Here is an 18,718-nt window from a genome sequence, read left to right as displayed (position 1 = left end):
GTGCCTGACGTTTTTAACTTGTGGTTTGTATGGCGGGCCTTGTCCGCCTGGCTTTATCCAGTTTTTCCTCACACCCAACGCAGCACAGTTTTGTCTCCCAGATAAAAGTGTTACAAAGTTACAACTCCTATCGAACAAGAATCATATTATGACGTTTGCTAAATCTTTACTTACGGCCGCGCTGTTTTCCGCTTCTGCACTGGCCGCTAAACCCAATCTGGAGTTTAGTGATGTATTTGACTTTAAATATGCACAAGGCAGAGTCTTGTCAGAAGACGGACGCTTTGTTGCGCTCAGCGCCAAGCCCTACCGTGGTGATAGCACAGGCCAGGTTTATGACCTCAAAACCAACCGACTGATTGCCAGCGTTGAACGTGGTACCAAAGCTCAACTTAATCGCGCCGCTAACTGGGCTGCTTTCACGCAAGTCCCCAGCTTGCTGACGTCAGAAACGTCTGATAAAAAAGCCCGTAAAGAACTCAAACGTGCGCTGGTACTAGTCAATACCCTCACAGGCGAACAACGTACCTTTGATGCGGTCAAAGACTATCAGCTGAGCGACGATGGCCGCTGGCTGGCATACCGCCAGGATGTAAAACCCGAGCCGTCAGAAAAATCAGAGCAAAGCGACGACGCAAAAATCCCTGCCGATAAGAAAGACAAAACCTATCCACTGGTTATTGTGGACTTAACCTCAGATCAGCAGCACCGATTTGAGCAGGTTGGCCGTTATGCATTGAGCCCCGCAGAATACGGCGTACTCATGAGCCAACACAGTGATGACGGCGCAGACAATCAGGTACAGTACTTTGACCTTGCTCGCGCTCAGGCCAGTGTGCTGATAGATGAACCAGGTGTAACCCTGTCACATATCGCCTGGCACCCCTACTCGTCACTGGTGGCCTTTACTCAGGGTAATTATGTCAACGACGATACGCGCCGCCGTGCTTACCAGATTAGATTGTGGGATGCCAAAGTAGACCGCTTGACAGAGGTCGCACAACCACCAGGCTGGTACAGTGCAAAATCAGCAGCACTAAGCTGGTCGGAACAAGGCGAGCGACTTTACTTTGAAAACCGCCCGCTATTGGCACCAAAGCCGGTTGAGAAAAAATATCAGGATCAGGCGTCACTGACAGATCTGGATACCATTATGGCGCAGTCAGGACTTAAGGTCTGGCATAATAATGACGCCCAGATCAAACCCCGAGAGATCAAAACCTGGGAAGAGACAAATCGTGATCGCAATTACCAGGCGGTGTACCACTTGAACAGTCAACGTGTTGCGCAGCTCAGTGATGAAACGGCCCGTGATGTCACACTCAACCGTGAAGCAACTTTCCTGCTTGCCAGCAATGACCAGCCCTACCTGCAACAGATCATGTATAAGGGCTTCTATGCGGACTATTATGCTGTTCAGGTTGCCACTGGCGCACGCAGCTTCATTGTCAAAGAAGCGCCCAATCGCCCAACCTTGTCACCCACCGGCAAGCACGCCGCTTACTTTATGCATGATCAGCTTTGGCTCAAAGACTTACATGCGCAAAAAGAAACGGCCGTGAGCAAAGCCATTCGCGATGCCTTGTTTGGAGATGATCGCCATGATTACCCAGAGCCTAACCCAGGCTATGGGTTTGCCGGCTGGCAACAAGACGGCGGCACACTATACGCCTACAGTAAATTCGATATCTGGGCGTTTGATGCTAAAACAGGTCAGGGCACACGCCTGACACAAGGCAAGGAGCACCAGACACAATACCGGGTTATCAAGCTGGATAAAGACTTTGTCGGCTTTACTGCAGATGAGCAGGTGTATCTCTCAGCTCATAATCTGGCAAACAAGCAAACGCACATTGCAAAACTCAACCTGGCAACAGGCAAGCTAACCACTCTAACCTCCGGTGAAGCCAAGTACAGCCTGATAGAAAAAGCGAAGCAGGCAGACACGCTGTTGTTTACCAGACAGAGTTATCACGAATTTCCGGACCTGTGGCACACAGACAGCACCTTTGATAAACGCAACCAAATTACCAACCTGAACCCTCAGCTGAGTACCTTTGCCTGGGGACAAAAACCGGAGCTGGTGCAATATCAGGGATACAATGGTGAGCAATTACAGGGGGTGCTGATCAAACCTGCTAACTATCAGCCCGGCCAGAAAGTCCCTGTGGTATTCTATTTTTATCGATACATGAGCCAACGCATGTACGACTTTCCACATATGGTGCTAAACCACAGACCAAACCTGCCGATGTTCACCTCCAATGGTTACGCCATATTCCTGCCTGATATTCGGTTTGAAATCGGTTATCCGGGTCGCTCCTCTACGCAGACATTAGTCAATGCTGCACAAAAGCTGATTGATCTGGGTGTGGCTGATCCTGGCAAAATTGGTCTGCAGGGACACTCTTGGGCGGGCTATCAGAGTGCCTTTGCCGTCACGCAAACCGATATGTTTAAAGCCGTGGTATCCGGTGCACCCGTATCTAATATGACCTCGGCCTACAGCGGCATTCGTCTGAAGTCGGGCCTGGCACGCCAGTTCCAGTATGAGACCGGACAAAGCCGGATTGGAAAAACACTCACCGAAGCGCCTGAGCTATATATAGAGAACTCACCGGTGTTCTATGCCGACAAGGTGAATACACCTATTCTGTTGATGTTTGGTGATAAAGATGGCGCGGTACCTTGGCAAGAGGGGATCCAGTATTATCTGGCACTGCGTCGTCACAATAAAGAGGCGATCTTCTTGCAGTACGAAGGCGAGCCACACCACCTGAAACAGTTCCCGAACCAGGTCGACTACTCCATCCGGATGAAGGACTACTTTGATCACTATCTGATGGGCAAACCCGCTGCAGACTGGATCAAGTCAGGGATCCCCTACCGTAAAGAAATCAGTAACTAAACTAGAAAAGCCGCTACACAGCGGCTTTTTCTTACTCAGTATACTAGCGTTTGGCGCTACGGCCTGAAGGCTTATTCTTACCTACTCTGGGCTTGGTATTGGCCTGATTAAACTGGCCAAAGCCACTGTGGCGGGTCAGTGCTTTCGTGCCTGGCTTACGTCGGGTAGTGCTCTTACCTTCATTGCGACCAGCTTCAGGCACCAGGCAGTGTGGTCCGCGTCCAATCAGGTTTACCTTGCCCATTTTCTTCAGCGCTTCACGGATCATCGGCCAGCCAGCCGGATCATGATAACGCAAAATGGCTTTGTGTAGGCGGCGCTGCTTAGCCCCTTTTGGCACAGCCACCACTTCTTTGTTGTTTTTAATGTTACGCAGCGAATTCATCTCGGTATGATAAATGGTGGTTGCGTTGGCCATCGGTGACGGATAGAAGTTCTGCACCTGATCCAGCTTAAAGTCATGGGCTTTAAGCCACAGCGCCATATTGACCATGTCCTCATCCGTGGTGCCCGGATGCGCAGAGATAAAATAAGGGATCAGATACTGCTTTTTGCCCGCCTCTTTGGAGTACTTATCAAATAGCGCTTTGAACTTGTCGTAAGTACCCATACCTGGCTTCATCATTTTCGACAGTGGCCCCTGCTCAGTATGCTCAGGCGCAATCTTAAGATAACCGCCAACATGATGTGTCACCAGCTCTTTAACATAGCGTGGATCCTCTATCGCCAGGTCATAGCGTACACCTGAAGCAATCAGGATCTTTTTCACCCCGTCAACATCCCGGGCCTTACGGTACAAGTCTATGGTTGGCGTGTGATCTGTGTCCATATGCTTACAAATATCCGGGTACACGCACGAAAGACGACGACACGTACTTTCTGCTTTTTTACTCTTACAGCGCAGTTTGTACATGTTGGCCGTTGGTCCCCCCAGGTCGGAAATCACGCCGGTAAACCCTGGAACTTTATCGCGGATCTGTTCAATCTCATCGATGATCGACTGCTCGGAGCGACTCTGAATAATGCGCCCTTCGTGCTCTGTGATTGAGCAGAAACTGCACCCGCCAAAACAGCCCCGCATGATGTTCACGGATGTTTTTATCATGTCATAGGCCGGGATTTTCTCATCGCCATAACTGGGGTGCGGTACACGCTGATAAGGCAACCCGAATACTTCGTCCATTTCCTCGGTTTCCAGCGGAAAGGCAGGTGGATTGACCCATACGCTGCGATCGCCATGGCGCTGAAACAGTGCCCGAGCACAGCCTGGATTGGTTTCCTGATGCAAGATCCGCGATGCATGAGCATACAGCGGCTTGTTTACGCTAACCTGCTCATAAGCTGGCAGCTTCACATAGACCTTTTCCCAAGGTTTGAGCCTGGGTGGCTGCACCACAATGGGCTGCGCCTGTGTTGCACTCTGTTCTTTTTCAGCCTGAACAAATTCCGACTTACTGCAGCCCACATCATCGGCCCCATACGGGTTAGGGATCGGGTCGATTTTACCTATTTTATCGATCGCCGTTGAGTCGCTACCGCGCCATTCTGGCAAAGGCTCCTTACGGATCACAGCGGTACCACGCACGTCCTGTATGGTTTCGATTAATTCACCGTTTGCGATACGATGTGCGACTTCAACCAGCGGGCGTTCAGCATTCCCGTAAATCAGCAAGTCCGCTTTGGCATCAAAGATAATGCTGCGGCGTACTTTTTCCTGCCAGTAATCATAATGGGCAATTCGGCGCAGGCTCGCCTCAATGCCACCTATCACCAAAGGTACGTCTTTGTAGGCTTCACGACAACGCTGGCTATATACCACCACGGCACGATCGGGCCGTTTACCACCCACATTACCAGGTGTATAAGCATCATCATGACGAATACGCTTTTCTGCGGTGTAACGGTTGATCATGGAATCCATGTTACCGGCTGTCACCCCGAAGAACAGATTGGGCTTACCCAGGCTCATAAAGGCGTCTTTGCTCGACCAATCCGGCTGAGCAATGATCCCAACCCGAAACCCCTGTGCTTCTAATACTCGCCCGATCACCGCCATACCAAAGCTGGGGTGATCGACATAAGCGTCCCCTGTGACAATTATGATGTCACAGCTGTCCCAGCCAAGCGCATCCATCTCTGCACGGCTGGTGGGTAAAAACGGGGCGGGACCATAACATTCGGCCCAATACTTGGGATAAGAAAAAAGCGGGCGCTCTGCCTGTAACGCATTCATGATGACGGCTCAATGCTGAAAAAAGAAGCGGATTATACTGAAAAGCACCACAGCTTCCCAGTACTAGCTTTTCAAATATGCGAGCAAGTCATCTTGTGCCATCGGCCTGGCAAAGAAAAACCCTTGCACTTCATCACAGCCTAATGCCCGCAGAATATCAACCTGTTCCTGTGTTTCCACGCCCTCGGCAATAGTTTTCAGGCCAAGGTGACGACCTAGCGAAATCACCAATTCAGCAATGGCACCTGAGTCTTCCTGAGGGATCCCTTTTACAAAGGCACGGTCAATTTTAAGTCGAGCTAAGGGTAATTTTTGCAAATAGCTCAATGACGAGAACCCTGTACCAAAGTCATCTATCGCGACCTCAACGCCGAAGGACTTAAGTTCACTCAGTGTGTGCACCACAGTGTTAATCTCGTCCATCACGACACTTTCGGTGACCTCAAGTTCAATCTTCTCAGGTGGCACATCGTGCTCCATAATGGTTTGTTTAACCTGTTGCGCGTAATTGGCCACTTTAAATTGTGGCACAGAGACATTGACCGCCACACTGATATCATGGCCAAGCGAGCTTAGTTGCTTTTGCATACTACAGGCTTGCTCCAGCACCCACTGGCCAATTTCGACAATCAAGCCCGCATCCTCAGCCAAGGGCACAAACACCGCCGGAGAGATATAGTCTCCTTTTCCGGTGGGCCACCTTAGCAGAGCCTCACAGCCTATCACCGTCATGGTTTGTAAACACAGCTGTGGCTGGTACCAAACTTCAAGTTTTCTTAGCTCAAAGTCTTGTCTTAGCTGGCGAATGAGCCCTAATCGCCAGGCCATTTTTTCTTCCAGATCTGAACTGTACCAATTGAGTGTTTGCCTTGCTTGTTTAGCCTGGTTCAGAGCAATATAAGCCAGCTTCAGAGTCTCCAGGCCCTGTGGCGAAAAGTCACTTTGACAGCACACGCCAATATGAAAATGCATCGTCAGTACATGCTCGCCAACCTGATAAGGTACAGTGAGCGCATCCAGGAACAGGGTTTCATCAAACCCATGCTTTGGTAACAACACACCAAAGACATCGGCACCAATACGCGAAAGCAACTCTCCTTGCGGACACTCTTGCTGCAACCGTTCTTTTACAGCCAGCAGTAAAAGGTTGCCGACTTCCTGACCCAACCCGTTGTTGATATCTGAAAATTGAGCGATATCAATCAACACAAACACCAGCTGATCGAGATCAGGTTTGTAATATTGCGCGATTTGATCTACAAAGTTTGCCCGATTTGGTAATCGAGTGAGCGCATCTTTATAGGCAACATCACGCAACTCGTTAATCAATTTAATATTGTCCAGGCCCACGCTGACATTAGTTAAAAAGATTTCAGCAAACTGCATTTGCGCAGCGCTCGGCGGCTCAGCCACTTCAAGATAAATGGCTGCACGGCGATTTTTGCCTTGTAATAAGAAAGTCACGTCATGGTCGGTTTGCTGATGCGCATCCATATCAAAGCAATTTTGCACCTGCATAATCACCCTGCCATTGTCAACCTGCTCAAGGCCTTGTCCTATGTTAGATAAATAAGTTTGAGTACCACCAAAGACGATCACTTTGGCGTCTTTTTCAATCGCACCGGCAACCAAACCATGTGGCTCTGAGCCGAGGATTTTGGCCAGCTGATTCACCACAGACAAGCCAAATGAAGGCATATCTGTGTGACCTAAAATGGCATGAGAGGCTTCCAGAATATTGGTCAGTGCCAGACTCTGTTGCTCTAATTCACAGATCTGTTGATAAGAGCGAATGGCAGTTAACAGGGATGTGACCAGCTTACCGCGCGTCAGCTCAGTTTTCATTTTATAGTCATTGATATCATATTCTCGAATGACTTTTTCTTCCGGTGCATAGCCGGGCTGACCCGTACGTAAAATGATCCGAACCGCATAGTTACCAAACTCTTCGCGGACTTTTTTAACCACAGACAGACCTGCGTCGTCACTTTCCATGACAACATCAAGTAGTAAGATGCAAATTTCAGGATTATGCGCTAGGACTTCAAGCGCCTCTTTACCGGAGTAAGCATGATGAAACTTCAGTGCACGTCCCCAAAACTCAACACCGGATAAGGCCAACTTAGTGACGGAATGAATCTCTGGATCGTCGTCCACAACCAATACATCCCAATACGCGCTGACCGTCTCTAGTGAGTCATGCGTTGAGTCTTGATCCGCAAACAAAAACTCTTCTTGTTCTGACGCCATCATCAACCTTATGTTCAACTACTTAGTTTCTGCGCACATGGCATATTTGCCTATGTGTTTTCTTATAAATTATGATAGGTTTTTACTATCAAGATCCATACCCGTTAACACTCAAGTAATATTATAGTCGATGTTCAACTACTTGTGCTCGTTAACTAAATAATATAGCGGCTCAAAGCAAGTTATGACAGCAACTATTTTCCGAGCTTTTCTATTCGGCCTCGTTTTTATATTCAGCCTGGTTGTACTAACCGCCCTGCTTCCCTCTCGCTATCAGGCCCAGGCAGAGCAAACAATCGCTGTGCAAGATATACAAACTGCAAAGCGCTATTTAAACGTAGCGAATTGGCAAGGATTATTGACGCCGCAATCTGACTTACAGCTGTCTTTTCTGACTCAGGCTCAGCAGATAGGTGGCTATGGTGAACTGGTTCACCCCTGGGGACTAGCCGAAATAACTGTATTGAGCCTGAATGAGCAAGGTGTGACAGTACAAATCAGATTTGATACCGAACACGTTGCACACATTCAACTTGTTGTGAGTCAGCAAGAAGAAAGCGTGGTGGTAAAACTCAGTGCCAAAGGTGAAAACCACGCGCCCTTGGTTGGAGGCCTGTACGCTCGTTTTGCTGCTTATTATATTGAGCAGCAGCTAAAAATGATGATGAATCAAATTGTCAGCCAATTAAAATTACACAGACAGGGATAGGTATGACCATAAAAAATGCTCAGGCGCGCTCAAGCTTGGCACTTCTGATAGAAGAAAAGCTCGGCTACGCCATGATCAAACAGCCTAAAGCCGCGATTCAATCCGAAGATCGGCGCTTTGCAAACACGCCTAATCCCAATCAGAATCAATTTATTGTACGTAGCGAGCATGGGATACTAAAACGCGCACTTAAGCGAAGTCAGCTACAGCGCATTGCCCAGCAACGCAACATTGAATCCATTATGGGTATGTCACTCACCTTATGTCCGGATGTCACCAGCCGGGGACGCCCAGATCCTGACTGGCTGGAGCACTTCATTGCGCTTGCCGAAGACATTGCCAACAGCGCAATGCAAAAACTATGGGCGAAAATACTGGTTGGAGAATCAATTTCACCAGGTACTTTTTCAATAAAAAGTTTACAGACCCTGAAGCAGATGACACAAAAAGAAGCGGATGCATTACAACGCTGTGCGTCACTGTGTGGTTACCTGGAAAAAGAAGACAGTTACCTGATTTTACTTGGCTTTTATAAAAAGCCTTCGCTATTTGATTTACTCAGAAAAGGGACAAAAGAGTCGCTTAACCTGGCTCAGGCGGGGTTGAGTTTTCCACATATTCTGACTCTGATGGATATAAACCTGATCTACCGCCAGGAAATTGAATCGGCAAACCTGCAAAAAGGTCAGTCTATGACGCTGGCATACCAAGGTAAACACCTTTCTATTGAGGCCAACAGCAACGATCTTGTCCTCAGTTATTACAAGCTAACTCAAACCGGAGATGAGCTAAAAAAGCTCATCAATACACCTGTCAACAAAACCTACAGACAACTGCTTGGTAAAGCGCTAGAAGAAGAGTTTACATTGCACTGGAACTAGGCTCCCATACGGGAGCCCGGATTTGGAGAGTGAATCCGGCCCCAGTTTAGGAGCCAGACAAGTTGGGTTACAACTCGTACTTCACCTTAAAGAAGACACTGCGCCCTGTGATGTCATAAGTATTGCCTTCAATGCCAGAAGGTACAGTAACGACCTGCGGCGGTTCTTCATCAAACAAGTTGTCAATCCCCATTGAGAAGGTCCAGTTTTCCTGATACTTATACGCAGCAGTGACATCAAAACGGGTATAAGAATCGATCATGGTATCCGCTTTACCCAGATCTTCCACTTCATCCATCCACTGGGTACGCAAGTCAATAGTCAAATCATCCTGTTTCCAGGTGACAAAACCCGATAGCTTGTATTCAGGCAATAATCCGGCGTTTGAGCCGTTATCGTAAGTACCAACCCGATCTATAACTTGTGCTTCTGGGTGCGCCTGATCGTTGTACTTTTCATACCAGGACAGCTCAGCGCCAAAGTTAAATCCACCTATGCTGGTGTCCAGCGCATAATTCACCCCTAGGTCAAAACCAGAGACTTCTCGTTCAGAAAGGTTTAGATAAGTGACATCAATGCGCTTAATGTTGCCATTGGCATCTCGGGTGACGCGATTGCCAAGCTCTGTATCGCCCGCCGCATTCTTGTCGATAAAATACTGTTTGGGGTTATCAATAGCATTTTCCAGCGTGATGCTGAAGTAATCCAGACGGATGTTGAAGTCATTATCCACCGTCGGGCTCCATACCACCCCGGCCGTAAAGCTCTCTGACTCTTCCGCTTCGAGCTTTGTAGCATTACCCGAAGTAATGGCAAGGAACTGAATCACAGTCGGATCTGACTGAGTAACACAGCCTTTTGTTTCCGGTGTAGAACCAGCATTGTCTGCACTACAGGGATCTGCCAGGAAGTTAAATGCCTCCGACTCTCCCTGATACAGTTCCTGCAAAGATGGCGCTCGGAATCCAGTCGAGTAGGTCGCACGCAGTTTTACAGATTCTATAGGGTTGAAGTCAAAGCCAATTTTTGGGTTTAGTGTATCGCCAAAATCACTGAAATCGGAGTAACGCAGCGCCAGATTAATGTCAAAGTTCTCCGTCACAGGAATTAACGCTTCTGCATAGGCTTCGCTGACATCCCGGCTGCCCTCTGTGGCCTTGAGGTTAACGCCACCGATGGTGCCAAAGTTTTCAATCAGGCCATCCGGTTGTTTGTCAAAACGTTCGTTTCTGAATTCCACCCCAGCAGCAAAGCCGACAGCCCCGGCACTCAACTCAAATAAATCGCCATTAACATCAAAATGATAAGACTCGACATTGGCTTTGCCAGCCATCTGAACGTCAGTCAGTAAATAGCGCCATTGCTCTTCACTTAAACCACCTGCAGGCGCCAGAGGATCCATTTGTACACATCCTTCTACCTTGGCACAAATATCTTGATCACCCACGGCCAGTTTCAGACGCTCTTTGTTGATTACGTTAACATAAATCTGGTGATAACGGCTCTGTGAGCCCAGCGCCCTTGCACTCCACTGCCAGTTGTCGTTAAAGCTGCCCTGGAGTGACAGCACAATGCGGTCAAACTGGGTATCATGGGCAAAGAAGCGCGGCTCACCGGAATCGGTCATACGACGGCGCCAGTCCAGCACATCTTGACCAAAAATATTGTACTGGTTGGTTGCCTTCCATGATACGTCCCCTACCTCAGAGGCGGAGAAAATCGGGGCATAAGCCCATGTTTCAAACACCTCGGTGTCTGAATGGATAAATTCCCCCTTTACAATCAGCTCATCGCTCAGCTCATAGGTGCCACTGCCGTAAATAGAAAAACGCTTGTTTTCGGGGACTTCTGAGGTGACTTGCTGATAATTGTAGCCTTCCCAGTCACCTAAATAACCAGATAAGTCCGTAGCGGAATTAACCCGTGTTATGATAGAAACATCTGTTTCATCACCGGTAAATACCAAGCTATTATCCGCATTGGTTTTATAACCAGTGATTGTTGCTCGCCCAGATGGGATAGCCGAGCTTTTCAATGGCGTAACCCGAGTCGCATCGCGATCCCTAGAATACACCGCATCCTGCTTATAAATGTTGGCACCGATCACAAAGGAGCCCTTGTCTGAAGCACCGCCAAACAGCAAGTTCATGCTGGTAGAGTCGCCACCATCTTCTTCTGACACCGACTTGTTCACGTCGACCGAAAAGCCCTCATAACGCTCTTTAAGAATAATATTCACTACCCCGGCAACAGCATCGGAACCATAAATGGCCGACGCACCATCTTTAAGGACTTCGATGCGCGCAATAGCTGAAGGCGGAATACTGTTAATATCGACTGTTTCGCCATCCGAGGCGTTATTCGCGGCACGCTGACCGTTGATTAAGACTAGGGTAGCTGTACCGGGCAAGCCCCGCAGGTTAATACTCGATGTGGCACTACCAGCCTGAGTGGTATTGGTGATACCGGTAATAGCAGGTAAGCGGTTGATCAGATCAGCCACATTTTCAACACCAGAAATCTCGATTTGAGCGGCATCAACAATGGAGACTGGGGCTGACTTTTCCAAGTCATGGCGTTTAATCCGTGACCCGGTAACTTCAATGCGCTCGACATCAGCACTGCTTTCTTCACTCAGTGCCGGCAGGGCGACTACACTGCTAGCCAATACGGAGCCACTAATGGCATACTGCACGGCGCGCAGCAGTTTATTCTTATTCATTTCCTTACTCCTGAATACTAACTTTTCGTTATGTTTTTAAGTTGTCCGTACTACTTAACCGGCAAGGTGCGCAGATTGATCCCAAGATTGGGGCCAACACACATTTATTAACACAAACACACGCGATTCACAAACAAATAAAGAAAACACACAAGTTTACAAAAAAACACGACTTGATAACTTTAAGTACCACAGAATACAGTGGGTATAGAGAAAATAATTCAGTTAAGAATAAGGAAATGAAATGAATAAATTAGCCATTTTAATAACTTTGGGTCTAGTTTCTGGTGTTGGCTATGCTGGTGGCGAGCAGGTCAATTGCCGGACACAAACAGTAGGTAAGCAGGCCATTTACGAGGGCTGGGCAGCATGTGAAGTGGGAGCATACACACTGTCTCGGTATATCCCGGCGACGCCAGTCCGGTGGCATACTATATATGAACAAAGGGGGAGCAGCAGCTTTTCCTGTGACGCTACGGTCCCATTTTCTCATTATGAAAATGTGACCAAGCGCGTGTGTGATCGTAAACCTTATGCCAAAATATCAGTGAATAACAACGTAGATTTAGTCAATATCTTGTTTAAAAGTCATGATCCAGACGGACGTGTGGTATCACATAGGGTATGGGTGAATGACAGTGAACTAACTGGCTTCAACATGGATGCAGACAGAGCATACTATGTAGGTACTATCAACCAAACGATTAACATCCGAGTCAGGGCTATTGACAATGATGGATACTATGATGAAGTCACCCAGACCTATAAAATCAGTTGTTTAAACCAACCACACCGCTGTGGCGTTGGCTTGTAGAAAGTCAGCATCAGAGCGAGCTGCTGCCGCTCTGATGCTAAAGTGGTTAGAAATGAACCTGTAGTCCCGCGAACGGTCCCGATGCATCCAAATCGGTAGTAATATCGTCCACATCGTCCAACTCTACCACCATAGAGCGATAGCCCGCACGTACAGCGACATCGACCGCCATATTGTCAATGAATTCCCACGCGACACCTACCTGGAAATCCTGGATTTTACTGTCGTCGATGGCCAGCAAGCTACCTTCTGCAAAGACGCTCAAGCCTGTAAGCGGCAGACCAATCTCACCTCGCAGATAACCCAGTGGAATAAACCCCGAAAAGTCAACAGTCTCGGTTGTGGCTTCACCATTAGCAAAACCCGTTACGCTGATATCGCCGTCAAAGTGCTTGGCATTCAGACCGAAATCAAAGGACACCAAGTCATTATCGAACAGCTCATAGTACAAGATATAGTCGATATGGTTAAGGTCGCCCACAGTGTTAACCGTTCCACCGACGGTGAAGCTCTTGTTACCGAAGTCGAAGGTTTCATTCAGTACCGCAGAACCATCAAGTTGTAGCTCGGTATACTTGAGCTTGACGTTAGGAACCAACGGCACTGGGTGTTCCAGTGCAGCATAGAAGCTCGAAAAGTTCTTCTTTTCAAAGTCAAAGTCTTGCTGATTACCCTTGTTCGCAAAGCTCCCCTCTGGTTCTGCTCCCCAAGCTTCACCACCTAGGTACAAACCTAATAGGGTGTCTGCTTGTGCCGCAGGTGCGAGGCAGGCCAGAGATAACGCTGCCGCTAAACAGTACTTTTTCATTTATTTATCCTTGCGCTAAAAGTTCACTGAGTTCAATAAGAGCCGCATTGGCTCGAGAAATATAGTTAGCCATCACTAATGAGTGATTGGCCACCAATCCAAAACCACTACCATTTAAAATCATAGGGCTCCACACGGTTTCTTGCGTGGCTTCAAGTTCCCGAATGATCTGTTGGAGGCTCACTTTTGCATTTTTCTTCTCAAGCACATCCGCAAAATCGTATTCAACCGCTCTTAAAAAATGTAACAAGGCCCATGTAGCCCCGCGGGATTCATAAAAAACGTCGTCGATTTTCCACCATGAGGTTTTGACTTCGTGGTGATTCGCCGCATAAGTTGCCTGATTAGCGGCGCTGTCACCTGCTAGGTCGGTGTTCAGTCTGTCCTGCCCGACACTTGCACTAAGACGCTGGCTTAGACTGCCCAGACGCTTCTCGGCCTCTTTTAACCACCCTCTCAGGTTGTCTGCTCGGGCATAAAACTGGCTGCTCTGATCAACAGGGTTGGAGATCTGCAGCAAGTAGTCGTTTAGGTGTGCAATACCAGTGCGGTATTCCCCTTCTGCACTTGGCCACAACCAAGCCGTAGAGCTGATGTTAAACTGTGGCTGCGCTTTCTTAAGACTGGGGTGCTCCGTAGACTGCGATTGTGAACGGCTGAAATCCTTACGCATCGACAAAGCCATATCACGCACCATTTCCAGAGCGCCATACTCCCAGGCAGGCATATTATCCATCATCACACTGGGAGGCAGGACATCATTAGATAAGTAACCACCCGGTTTGTCGAGCAAAGTTTGCGACACGGTGATCAAGGCGTGCGTGGTCACATAACCTGTGACCAGCTGGGTGTTTGATTGCTCAGCATGACTTTTCGCTTTGCCGACCACATCGAACTGGTCCGGCTCGGCACTCCAATATACTGCCAGGCCGTAGCCCAGCACCAGCACAGTAACCAAAACGACCCAGACTTTAGCCATGTGATTGTGTGTATTGTGATCCATCAAGACTCCTAGTGATGCTGATGTCCGTTGTGCGCGTTATGCATCTGCGTTTTAAGCGAAATCACTTCAATCAGACCATAGACGCGATTTCCATCAGCAAAATATAGTGTAAGTTTACGATTTTCGCCCACTTTTAATGGTTTTGTCGGCTCAAACGCCATCAGGTGATATCCACCAGGCTTAAACTTAACCTCGCTACCAGGTGCAATCTCCAGTTTATCTATCTGCTGCATGCGCATCATACCGTTGGCATGCACATGTTCGTGGATCTCTACTCTCCCCAGTCCTTCAATCTCGGCTTTAACTAAAGTCATTGCCTGCTTGGTGGTGTTGGACAAAGTAAAATATCCCGCAGTTGACTTAGCAGCGGGCAGAAAATCCCGGATAGTGGCGTGCGTTAATGTCACGGGCGCCTGTTCGGCATCAACATGCTGGTGAGGTTCGCTATGTGTGTGGCCGGAGTGAGCCTGCGACATCCAGGGCAATGAACACAGCATAAAGAAGGCTAAATTTCTGATCATAAGCGCTTTCCTTGTTGAGTATAGTCCGTTAACTATACCACATTGCCCTTAGTTTACTGCGCTTTCATCACCATTTCTTTACAGCCGACAAGCTGCTCAGCCGGGTCATTCTGAAATGCAAAATACCCGACTAACCAGTTTAACAAAGTACCTCTTTGTCACTCACAAGCCAACCGATGGCAATCAAGAACAACAAAGGAACGGCAATAAGAATCGAATTAAACAATAGTGCCAATACTAGCCCAATGAGCACTACTAATATCACGCCGAACAACCCTATGCTCAGCAATGCCAGAAAGGCAAAAACGGCAATCATAGCCACAAACAGGCTGAGCATTTCGATCCCTACCCAACTCACATCCGTGACCACCTCAGGAACACTGAGCCAGGCAAGGGGTGAGGACAGCCAGGATAATGCCGATAACACAATTAAACCAACCAGTAAGATAAATGCCGCTTTCATGATGCCTCCTCAGGAACGCTCCGACAGTACGATCCAGGCAATAAAGTACGCCATCAGCACTACAACCGGGGCTTTAAGTGCCAATAAAACCGTGATAAGGCGAACCAACCAGGTTGGCATATCTAGTCTTTTGGCTAAATTGGCACACACCCCCGCTATTTTTTTACGGGGCTGCTGCGAACGTGTCGTGCTGTAATAAGTGTCATGTTCTGTCATCAGAGTTCTCCTCATTGCTGCTATATTCGTGCCCATCTGGCATCTGAGTTTGCCAACACTTAAGCTGGGTGTGTTTTTTGTTTCAATTCGGCCAGCGCCTTATCGACTTGCTCTTCGCGTGCCAATGTCTCCAGCGCCTGCCATTGCGCTTGTTCTTTGCTGACCAGCTCATAACTGTCTACCTCAGCTTCAACCCGTTCAACCTTGCGCTCCAGACACTCAAAACGAGCCAGAGCCGCGTCTATCGACTGCTGACTTGCCACACTACGGGCTTTTAGCTGGGTGGTGGCGGTGTGTTCGCGGCGCGCCAGCTGCGCTTCTTTATTTCGCAGCTGATTGAGCTTTTCTGTCAGCGTCTGTGCATCCTGCTCCAGCTTGTCGTAAGCCTGTTGCAGCTGTGCCGCTTCATCTTCATTCTGTTGCAGTGCTTCCTGACATTTTTGTTTTTCCAGCAATGCAGCACGGGCCAGGTCTTCACGCTCCTTTTGCAGCGCGTATTCAGCCTGCTGCTGCCATTGCGTCGCTTTTTTGGCCAGTGCCTGCTCTCGGCGAGCCAGCGCTTTTTGCTCACAGATCACCTGAACCACTGTGCTGCGACATTCATTGAGCGCCTCCTCCAGCTGAGAGAGTAGCTGGCGCTGATCTTTCTTAGGATCATCCGCTTTGTCGAGCAATGCATTGAACTCGGCTTTGATTAAATCTTCAATTCGGTCGATTAAGGCCATGACAGGCTCCTTGATAAGCTAATGTGATTAAACTTATTCCAAGGTTTGTGCCAAAAGAAAATTGCTTATATAGATCAGAAAGTTAGAAAGTAAGAGGAAAGGAAATAAGGGAATTTTATAAGAGCAAACTGGTCAAAAAGACTCATAATTAGCCTTTTTGACCACATTAATATTAGAGCTCTGGAACAAAGGTCAGGGCTTTCTCCATCACACTGATATCGGCGCTCTTACCATGACCATTTTCAGACAAGTGACGACGGAAGCCTCTCGCACCCGGCTGATTCTGAAAAATGCCCAACATATGGCGGGCAATGTGCCAGAAGTTTGCCCCTTTAGACATTTCCGACTCAATGTAGTCATACATGCTACGAACGACCTGATGGCGAGTCTGAGTAAATGCGGGCGCGCCATACAGGGCGCTATCAACTTCAGACAGCATAAACGGGTTGCTGTAAGCCTCCCGGCCAATCATTACGCCGTCCAGATGTGCCAAATGATGCTGACATTCTTCAATAGTTTTCACACCACCATTAATACTGATGTGCAGATCGGAATAATCCTGCTTCAGCTGGTACACACGGGGGTAATCCAGAGGCGGAATTTCACGATTTTCCTTCGGGCTTAAGCCCTGCAGCCAGGCCTTACGAGCGTGAATGATAAAGTCATCACAGCCGGCAGCCTTTGAAGTCTCAATCAGCTGAGTCAGAAATTCATACGAATCCTGCTCATCAATCCCAATACGGGTTTTCACTGTCACCGGAATAGACACTTCGCTTTTCATCGCTGCAACACACTCAGCTACCAGCTCAGGTTCAGCCATCAGACACGCGCCAAAGCGACCATTTTGCACCCGATCCGACGGACAACCTACATTGAGGTTTACTTCGTTATAGCCGTATTGTTCGGCACGCTTAGCACATTCAGCCAGCGCTTTAGGGTCAGAACCACCCAGCTGCAATGCTACAGGCATTTCATGCTCACCAAAGTGCAGGTAATCGCCCTTACCAAAGATAATAGCACCTGTGGTGATCATCTCTGTATAAAGCACCGCGTGTTTGGTCAGCTTACGGTGAAACGTCCGGCAATGGCGGTCCGTCCAATCGAGCATAGGTGCAACGGAGAAGCGGCGAAACGCCGGATTGCTTGCATTTACTGGGCTAACGCCTGTTTTATCTGAGTTTATCATACTACCTCTGAAACGCTCCGATCACGGTTCCAAACCGCCACCAGCGTCAATAAACAAACCACATCCCAGCCCATGTTCTGCAAATAAGGCGCCGCTTGTGGTCATCAAAATAGATAAGGGAAGAATTATACACGCTGTTGTGATGAGTTTCATCCAGCGCAGAGAGATTGGGAAGTAGGCGACCGCGATGGACCGCCTATTGAGGCTTAACCTTCATACCCGTTCGGATTTTGGCTTTGCCAGCGCCAGGTGTCCTGCATCATTTCATCAATACCACGTTCAGCACGCCAACCCAGCTCATTGAGGGCTTTTTCAGGCGCGGCGTAACACGCCGCAATATCGCCGTCGCGGCGTGGTTTGATTTCATAGTTAATGGGTTTTCCCGCTGCCTTTTCAAAGGCTTTCACCATATCCAATACCGAATAACCATTGCCTGTACCCAGGTTGTAGATATGTGTACCGGACTGCTCAGCAATCTTATCTAATGCCTTAAGGTGACCAATGGCCAGGTCAACCACATGGATATAGTCCCTTACCCCTGTGCCGTCATGGGTATCGTAATCATCTCCGAATACGCCCAACTGTGCCAATTTGCCCACCGCGACCTGAGCAATGTAAGGCAACAGGTTGTTAGGTATACCATTGGGATCTTCGCCAATCTGACCCGAAACGTGCGCGCCAACCGGATTAAAATAGCGCAAGATAGCAAATGCCCAGCGCTCATCAGATTTAGCTAAGTCCTGTAGGATCATCTCCACCATCAGTTTTGACGTACCATAAGGGTTGGTAGTACCACCGACAGGGAACTCTTCACGAATGGGCAAACTGGCAGGGTCTCCATACACCGTCGCAGATGAGCTAAACACCAACTGAAACACACCAGCATCGCGCATCGCATCGAGTAAGGTGAGCGTTCCCTGAACATTATTTTGATAGTACTCAACCGGTTTTTGCACTGATTCACCCACCGCTTTCAAGCCAGCAAAGTGGATAACCTGACTGACCTTGTGCTGAGAAAACACATGATCCAGAAAGGCTTTATCGCAGATATCACCGCGATAGAAGGTTGCATGTCGTCCGGTTATGGCCTCTACTCGTTGCAATGACTGCTGTGATGCGTTACTCAAGTTGTCAACAATGACGACGTCCTTTCCTTCAGAAAGTAACTCCAACACAGTATGCGAGCCTATATATCCGGCACCACCGGTAACTAAGACGGTCATAATTCTTTTCCTGAATAAATAATTGTGTTCATTGTAATTGATCATGTCCTATGTGT

15 protein-coding genes are annotated in these 18,718 nt (G+C 48.3%); 4 read left to right on the top strand and 11 right to left on the bottom strand.

Translation table 11 applies throughout. From position 1 onward, the window contains the following. Nucleotides 1–148 precede the first annotated feature (148 nt). Complete coding sequence (locus CWB98_RS12980) at nucleotides 149–2,908, top strand: alpha/beta hydrolase family protein (RefSeq protein WP_138545260.1); 2,760 nt, start codon at nucleotides 149–151, stop codon at nucleotides 2,906–2,908. A gap of 43 nt (nucleotides 2,909–2,951) precedes the next feature. On the opposite strand, the gene CWB98_RS12975 is transcribed toward CWB98_RS12980, so the two are convergent. Together CWB98_RS12975 and CWB98_RS12970 are read right to left on the bottom strand one after the other, a co-directional pair. Further along, the gene (locus tag CWB98_RS12975) at nucleotides 2,952–5,141 is read right to left on the bottom strand and encodes a YgiQ family radical SAM protein (protein WP_138545259.1); all 2,190 of its coding nucleotides are present in this window, start codon (nucleotides 5,139–5,141) and stop codon (nucleotides 2,952–2,954) included. Nucleotides 5,142–5,204: 63 nt separating this feature from the next. Continuing rightward, nucleotides 5,205–7,391: a bifunctional diguanylate cyclase/phosphodiesterase gene (locus CWB98_RS12970; protein WP_138545258.1), complete on the bottom strand. Its 2,187-nt coding sequence runs from the start codon at nucleotides 7,389–7,391 to the stop codon at nucleotides 5,205–5,207. Nucleotides 7,392–7,575: 184 nt separating this feature from the next. Here CWB98_RS12970 and CWB98_RS12965 point away from each other — a divergent pair, with 184 nt between their 5' ends. Together CWB98_RS12965 and CWB98_RS12960 are read left to right on the top strand one after the other, a co-directional pair. Continuing rightward, nucleotides 7,576–8,100, top strand: coding sequence for a hypothetical protein (locus CWB98_RS12965; RefSeq protein ID WP_138545257.1), 525 nt, complete (start codon nucleotides 7,576–7,578; stop codon nucleotides 8,098–8,100). Nucleotides 8,101–8,102: 2 nt separating this feature from the next. After that, nucleotides 8,103–8,981 carry a TIGR03899 family protein gene (locus tag CWB98_RS12960; protein ID WP_138545256.1) on the top strand — a complete coding sequence of 293 codons (879 nt, stop codon included), beginning with the start codon at nucleotides 8,103–8,105 and terminating at the stop codon, nucleotides 8,979–8,981. A 67-nt stretch (nucleotides 8,982–9,048) separates the two neighbouring features. On the opposite strand, the gene CWB98_RS12955 is transcribed toward CWB98_RS12960, so the two are convergent. After that, nucleotides 9,049–11,703 carry a TonB-dependent receptor gene (locus tag CWB98_RS12955; RefSeq protein ID WP_138545255.1) on the bottom strand — a complete coding sequence of 885 codons (2,655 nt, stop codon included), beginning with the start codon at nucleotides 11,701–11,703 and terminating at the stop codon, nucleotides 9,049–9,051. Between the two features lie 244 nt (nucleotides 11,704–11,947). On the opposite strand from CWB98_RS12955, the gene CWB98_RS12950 reads away from it, so the two are divergent. After that, entirely contained in the window at nucleotides 11,948–12,517 is a 570-nt protein-coding gene (locus tag CWB98_RS12950; RefSeq protein WP_138545254.1) for a hypothetical protein, read from the top strand. A gap of 46 nt (nucleotides 12,518–12,563) precedes the next feature. On the opposite strand, the gene CWB98_RS12945 is transcribed toward CWB98_RS12950, so the two are convergent. From CWB98_RS12945 to galE, 8 genes are all read right to left on the bottom strand, one after another. Further along, nucleotides 12,564–13,325, bottom strand: a complete 762-nt coding sequence (locus CWB98_RS12945) for a TIGR04219 family outer membrane beta-barrel protein (RefSeq protein WP_138545253.1) — start codon at nucleotides 13,323–13,325, stop codon at nucleotides 12,564–12,566. 4 nt (nucleotides 13,326–13,329) lie between these two features. After that, the gene (locus tag CWB98_RS12940; protein WP_138545427.1) at nucleotides 13,330–14,304 is read right to left on the bottom strand and encodes a DUF2333 family protein; all 975 of its coding nucleotides are present in this window, start codon (nucleotides 14,302–14,304) and stop codon (nucleotides 13,330–13,332) included. Nucleotides 14,305–14,336: 32 nt separating this feature from the next. Beyond that, nucleotides 14,337–14,849, bottom strand: coding sequence for a copper chaperone PCu(A)C (locus CWB98_RS12935; protein ID WP_138545252.1), 513 nt, complete (start codon nucleotides 14,847–14,849; stop codon nucleotides 14,337–14,339). A 139-nt stretch (nucleotides 14,850–14,988) separates the two neighbouring features. Next, nucleotides 14,989–15,312 carry a hypothetical protein gene (locus CWB98_RS12930; protein WP_138545251.1) on the bottom strand — a complete coding sequence of 108 codons (324 nt, stop codon included), beginning with the start codon at nucleotides 15,310–15,312 and terminating at the stop codon, nucleotides 14,989–14,991. A 9-nt stretch (nucleotides 15,313–15,321) separates the two neighbouring features. Continuing rightward, nucleotides 15,322–15,528, bottom strand: a complete 207-nt coding sequence (locus tag CWB98_RS12925) for a PspC domain-containing protein (RefSeq protein WP_138545250.1) — start codon at nucleotides 15,526–15,528, stop codon at nucleotides 15,322–15,324. Nucleotides 15,529–15,587: 59 nt separating this feature from the next. Further along, nucleotides 15,588–16,253: a PspA/IM30 family protein gene (locus CWB98_RS12920; RefSeq protein ID WP_138545249.1), complete on the bottom strand. Its 666-nt coding sequence runs from the start codon at nucleotides 16,251–16,253 to the stop codon at nucleotides 15,588–15,590. 172 nt (nucleotides 16,254–16,425) lie between these two features. Continuing rightward, nucleotides 16,426–17,439, bottom strand: a complete 1,014-nt coding sequence (gene dusA / locus CWB98_RS12915) for a tRNA dihydrouridine(20/20a) synthase DusA (RefSeq protein ID WP_138545248.1) — start codon at nucleotides 17,437–17,439, stop codon at nucleotides 16,426–16,428. Between the two features lie 206 nt (nucleotides 17,440–17,645). Further along, entirely contained in the window at nucleotides 17,646–18,662 is a 1,017-nt protein-coding gene (gene galE / locus CWB98_RS12910) for a UDP-glucose 4-epimerase GalE (protein ID WP_138545247.1), read from the bottom strand. Nucleotides 18,663–18,718: the final 56 nt, after the last annotated feature.

The sequence above is a fragment of the Pseudoalteromonas rubra genome (assembly GCF_005887115.1).
In the GTDB taxonomy this organism is placed as follows: Bacteria; Pseudomonadota; Gammaproteobacteria; order Enterobacterales; family Alteromonadaceae; genus Pseudoalteromonas; species Pseudoalteromonas rubra_F.
This window is presented reverse-complemented; position numbering and strand designations above follow the sequence as displayed.

Bases quoted from the DNA above. Each gene is read 5' to 3' on its own strand.
- CWB98_RS12980 (WP_138545260.1), top strand. From the start codon at position 149: ATGACGTTTGCTAAATCTTTACTTACGGCCGCGCTGTTTTCCGCTTCT.
- CWB98_RS12975 (WP_138545259.1), bottom strand. From the start codon at position 5,141: ATGAATGCGTTACAGGCAGAGCGCCCGCTTTTTTCTTATCCCAAGTAT.
- CWB98_RS12970 (WP_138545258.1), bottom strand. From the start codon at position 7,391: ATGGCGTCAGAACAAGAAGAGTTTTTGTTTGCGGATCAAGACTCAACG.
- CWB98_RS12965 (WP_138545257.1), top strand. From the start codon at position 7,576: ATGACAGCAACTATTTTCCGAGCTTTTCTATTCGGCCTCGTTTTTATA.
- CWB98_RS12960 (WP_138545256.1), top strand. From the start codon at position 8,103: ATGACCATAAAAAATGCTCAGGCGCGCTCAAGCTTGGCACTTCTGATA.
- CWB98_RS12955 (WP_138545255.1), bottom strand. From the start codon at position 11,703: ATGAATAAGAATAAACTGCTGCGCGCCGTGCAGTATGCCATTAGTGGC.
- CWB98_RS12950 (WP_138545254.1), top strand. From the start codon at position 11,948: ATGAATAAATTAGCCATTTTAATAACTTTGGGTCTAGTTTCTGGTGTT.
- CWB98_RS12945 (WP_138545253.1), bottom strand. From the start codon at position 13,325: ATGAAAAAGTACTGTTTAGCGGCAGCGTTATCTCTGGCCTGCCTCGCA.
- CWB98_RS12940 (WP_138545427.1), bottom strand. From the start codon at position 14,304: ATGGCTAAAGTCTGGGTCGTTTTGGTTACTGTGCTGGTGCTGGGCTAC.
- CWB98_RS12935 (WP_138545252.1), bottom strand. From the start codon at position 14,849: ATGATCAGAAATTTAGCCTTCTTTATGCTGTGTTCATTGCCCTGGATG.
- CWB98_RS12930 (WP_138545251.1), bottom strand. From the start codon at position 15,312: ATGAAAGCGGCATTTATCTTACTGGTTGGTTTAATTGTGTTATCGGCA.
- CWB98_RS12925 (WP_138545250.1), bottom strand. From the start codon at position 15,528: ATGACAGAACATGACACTTATTACAGCACGACACGTTCGCAGCAGCCC.
- CWB98_RS12920 (WP_138545249.1), bottom strand. From the start codon at position 16,253: ATGGCCTTAATCGACCGAATTGAAGATTTAATCAAAGCCGAGTTCAAT.
- dusA (WP_138545248.1), bottom strand. From the start codon at position 17,439: ATGATAAACTCAGATAAAACAGGCGTTAGCCCAGTAAATGCAAGCAAT.
- galE (WP_138545247.1), bottom strand. From the start codon at position 18,662: ATGACCGTCTTAGTTACCGGTGGTGCCGGATATATAGGCTCGCATACT.